The following is a 3,835-nucleotide window of genomic DNA, read 5'->3' on the forward strand; positions in this document are numbered from 1 at the left end:
GGGCGACGTGAGTTGGGCGGTGCCCACAGTCGGGTTACGCACGGCAACCTGGGTACCCGGCACGGCGGCGCACAGTTGGCAGGCCGTGGCGGCGGGTGGCACAAGCATCGGTCGCAAAGGCATGATGGTCGCCGCCAAAACTATTGCACTAACGGCTGTGGATTTATTCCAAAACCCTAAAATGTTGACCGAAGCGCAGGCTGAGCTCGATGAAAAACGCGGCAAGAAGTTTAAGTACGAAGCTTTGTTGGGAGATCGGCCGCCAGCTTTGGATTATCGGAAGTAGGAAGGGTCAAACAGCTAAGGCGGGGCACCCCCTGGCATGGCTCGTTCGTTGTTAATTTCTTAGCCTGATAAAGGCTTTTTTTAAATGAAAAATCTTCTTCTATTTGGACTTTTTATTACGAGTTCTTTCCTGATTGGCTGCATATCATCGCGTACCGTTGGAGGAAAATCACCCAGTTCTTCACCAAAACAACTCCTCCTCCGCGACGAGGGGCTGTCCCAACTCAGCTACGTCGATTTTGAGTATCTGGAAAAAAGCTGGAACGTACCCATTCCCGCCGGGCGGGATTTGCAACTGGTGGGGAGAGGTCGGGTGCTGGTCGGGACGGGTAATGGATACGAGGAACGCGACATCGGGACGGGGCAAAAAGTCGCCGAACTGAGCACTTTCAAAGGCACGATTGCCGCGCGGCGGCTGCGCAATGGCAATACTTTGTTGACGGGCCTGAACTGGCAGGGAAAGAGTGGCATCGTGCTGTTGGAAGTGGACGGCAATGGGTCAGTCAATAAAACCATAGCTTACCCTGGTTTTGAATACGTGCGCTTGGTTCGGGAAACGGATTTGGGCAATTTCCTTATCACGGCCGATGACGTAGTTTTTGAGGGGAGGCCGGATGGCTCAATTATCTGGCAGGCTAATCTTGACACCAAAAGAAAATCACAACACGCCTGGCAAGCCGTGCGGCTGGCAGGCGGACGGACGATGGTCAGCGGTGGGTTCTCGGCCAATTTGCAGGTGTTCGATGAAAGTGGTTCTATCGTCGATACCATAGGTGGCCCCGCCGAAGTGCGTCCCTATTTTTTTGCCGGATTTCAAATTTTGAAAAATGGCAACATCGTCGTCGCCAACTGGCAGGGCCACGGCGCAGACATGGGAGCCAAAGGCAATCAATTACTTGAATACACTCCGGTGGGGAAACTGGTTTGGTCCTGGCAGCAAGATCCTGCTAAGTTTTCGTCCGTTCAGGGCGTGATCGTTCTGGATGGACTGGATTCAGATCGTCCTCACACAGAAGGGAAGGACGGTAGTCTTGAAGCGTTCTAACTGAAAGTAAATCATACTTAAACGATTCTATGCAAGAAAAAACCAAATTCGAAAGCCGTTATGCCAGTTCGCCGAACGAAGTGAAAGGGATGAATACCGAACAACTGCGGCAGAATTTTCTGATCGAAAACCTATTCGTAGCCAACCAGTTTCGCTGGACGCTGTCTTTTTTTGACCGTTACCTGACGGGTGGCGTCATGCCCGCACTCGAACCCCGTACTTTGGAGGCTCCCGAGGCACTGAAAGCCGCCTATTTTCTTGAACGACGCGAACTGGGCATCATCAATGTCGGCGGCCCAGGTCGGGTCACGGCCGATGGCGACACCCATGATTTGAACTACAAAGAAGCCTTATACCTTGGGAAAGGCACGCAGCAGGTGCAATTTCAATCGCTCGACGAATCGAAACCTGCCAAGTTTTATCTCAACTCGACACCAGCGGGCCAAAGCTATCCCTCCCGGAAAATCGCCAGAAACGAAGCGGAAGTAGTGGAAATGGGCAGCCCCGAAACGGCCAATCACCGGATTATCAATAAACTCATCGTCAACAGCATCCTGCCCACCAACCAACTGCAAATGGGCATGACGGAGTTGAAGTCCGGGAGCGTATGGAACACCATGCCCGCCCACACCCACGACCGTCGGATGGAAGTGTACTTTTACTTTGAAGTCCCCGGAGGACAGGCGGTCAGCCACTTTATGGGCGAGCCCCAGGAAACACGCCATCTCTGGCTTAAAAACGAGCAGGCGGTAATTTCGCCCAATTGGTCGATTCACGCCGGGGCCGGGACTTCCAACTACACCTTTATTTGGGGTATGGCGGGTGAAAACCTCGATTACAGCGATATGGATTTCTGTGCGATAGAGGACTTACGTTAATGCTTTCTGGTCTAAAATTTTTGGTTTCCGCTCATGTCTCTTTCCAAAAAAATCCTGAATACGATCAGCATCGACGAGTACTCGGCTACGCCAAAGTACCTGCAACTGAGCGATTCTATCTTGCGGGGAATCCAGGCGGGGACGATAGGGAAAGGCGACATGATGCCCTCGATCAATGAGATAAGCTTCGAGTTCGATATTTCGCGCGTTACGGCGGAGAAGGGCTACAACCATCTGAAAGGTCTGGGCGTATTGGGTTCAGTGCCGGGCAAGGGGTACTTTATCAAACAGACCGACCACAGTCAGCCGCTGAAAGTGTTTTTGCTTTTTAACAAATTGAGCACCCACAAAAAAATTATCTACGATTCTTTTGTCGAAACGCTGGGCGGCAAGGCAGCGATTGATTTTTATATTTACAACAATGACTTCGCGCTCTTCAAACGGCTCATCGAGCAGCGTAAAGAGGAATACACGCACCTGGTTATTATCCCCCATTTTATCGAGGGCGAGGAAAAGGCGCACGAAATAATTAATACGCTTCCAAAGGAGCAGTTAATTGTTTTGGACAAAATTATCCCTCGATTGAGTGGGAAATTTGGCGCGGTTTACCAAAACTTCGAGCGCGATATCTATACTTCCCTGGAAAAAGCCAGCGAGCCGCTGGCCAAATACGATACGCTAAACCTGATTTTTCCCGAAAACAGCTACGCCCCGCCCGAAATTACCGAAGGATTCGTCAATTTTTGCCGCGACTACGCCTTCGACTACCGCGTAATTTCCGACATCGATCAGGAAACCATCCACGCGCAGCAAGCCTACATTAATATTATGGAGGATGATCTGGTGATTTTGATCGAAAAAATCATCGCCCAGTCACTGTCCATCGGCCAGGATGTAGGCGTCATTTCTTACAATGAAACGCCACTGAAACGACTGCTGCTAAACGGAATCACGACGATGTCAACCGATTTTCAGACGATGGGTCGGGCAGCGGCGAAGTTGATTCTCAGCCATTCCAAAGAGCATTTGGAGAACCCTTTTTATCTGACGTTGCGGGCATCTTTGTGAATTTGAAATGCTCACAGATGCCGCTTCAAGACGCCTCCCAGCAGTCCACCGACCAGAATAAGCCCCGCCGAGCCGAACACACTGAACGCCGCCAGGTCTTTTCTGGCAAATTGATCCAAAAGCATGGCGTAACCTACCAGAAGTACTGTCACTTGTACGAGGGCCAATAGCCAGCCTTTGCGGGGCTGCAACCATCCCAGGCTCAAACCTGAAAGTACAGCCACCAGGTACGGTACGTGGATACCGTAGCCCTGTCTGGCCACCAAAAGTACCAGCAACCCGCCCAGTAAAGCCAGCACGCCGTGCAGTAGAAGGCCACGGTCAAAAAAAGGAGGCGAGGAATTCAAGTACTTGCAATGTATTTTGACAAGCAATTTTGTTTGACAGGGTGCCAGTTTCGGAACTTTACTCCTTCGGCGGATTGATCATGATGTGCGCCCGGTGCGTGCCGGGATCCATAATCCACGGCATCGCCGGGCCTTCGGGTTTCAAAGGTAGTCCGGTACTTTCGGCGGTGGCGTAGGGAATGTACACTACGTAGCGCAGGTAGCCGTCTTTC

The 3,835-nt window shown here is 51.4% G+C and carries 4 protein-coding genes and 1 pseudogene; 4 read left to right on the forward strand and 1 reads right to left on the reverse strand.

All coding sequences use genetic code 11. From position 1 onward, the window contains the following. The 4 genes and pseudogenes from ACEW8P_RS23420 to ACEW8P_RS23435 all read left to right on the forward strand — a co-directional run. Window positions 1–286, forward strand: a pseudogene (locus ACEW8P_RS23420) (amidohydrolase); the annotation flags it as partial. A gap of 84 nt (window positions 287–370) precedes the next feature. Continuing rightward, window positions 371–1,330, forward strand: coding sequence for a hypothetical protein (locus ACEW8P_RS23425; protein WP_373515489.1), 960 nt, complete (start codon window positions 371–373; stop codon window positions 1,328–1,330). A gap of 29 nt (window positions 1,331–1,359) precedes the next feature. Continuing rightward, window positions 1,360–2,208: a 5-dehydro-4-deoxy-D-glucuronate isomerase gene (kduI, locus tag ACEW8P_RS23430; protein WP_373515490.1), complete on the forward strand. Its 849-nt coding sequence runs from the start codon at window positions 1,360–1,362 to the stop codon at window positions 2,206–2,208. A 33-nt stretch (window positions 2,209–2,241) separates the two neighbouring features. After that, window positions 2,242–3,276, forward strand: coding sequence for a GntR family transcriptional regulator (locus ACEW8P_RS23435; protein WP_373515491.1), 1,035 nt, complete (start codon window positions 2,242–2,244; stop codon window positions 3,274–3,276). 11 nt (window positions 3,277–3,287) lie between these two features. On the opposite strand, the gene ACEW8P_RS23440 is transcribed toward ACEW8P_RS23435, so the two are convergent. Beyond that, the gene (locus tag ACEW8P_RS23440) at window positions 3,288–3,623 is read right to left on the reverse strand and encodes a hypothetical protein (protein WP_373515492.1); all 336 of its coding nucleotides are present in this window, start codon (window positions 3,621–3,623) and stop codon (window positions 3,288–3,290) included. Between the last annotated feature and the right edge of the window lie 212 nt (window positions 3,624–3,835).

Source organism: Persicitalea sp. (assembly GCF_041751555.1).
In the GTDB taxonomy this organism is placed as follows: Bacteria; Bacteroidota; Bacteroidia; order Cytophagales; family Spirosomataceae; genus Persicitalea.

Excerpts from the sequence above, each read along its gene's own strand:
- ACEW8P_RS23425 (WP_373515489.1), top strand. The coding sequence starts at position 371 with ATGAAAAATCTTCTTCTATTTGGACTTTTTATTACGAGTTCTTTCCTG.
- ACEW8P_RS23435 (WP_373515491.1), top strand. The coding sequence starts at position 2,242 with ATGTCTCTTTCCAAAAAAATCCTGAATACGATCAGCATCGACGAGTAC.
- kduI (WP_373515490.1), top strand. The coding sequence starts at position 1,360 with ATGCAAGAAAAAACCAAATTCGAAAGCCGTTATGCCAGTTCGCCGAAC.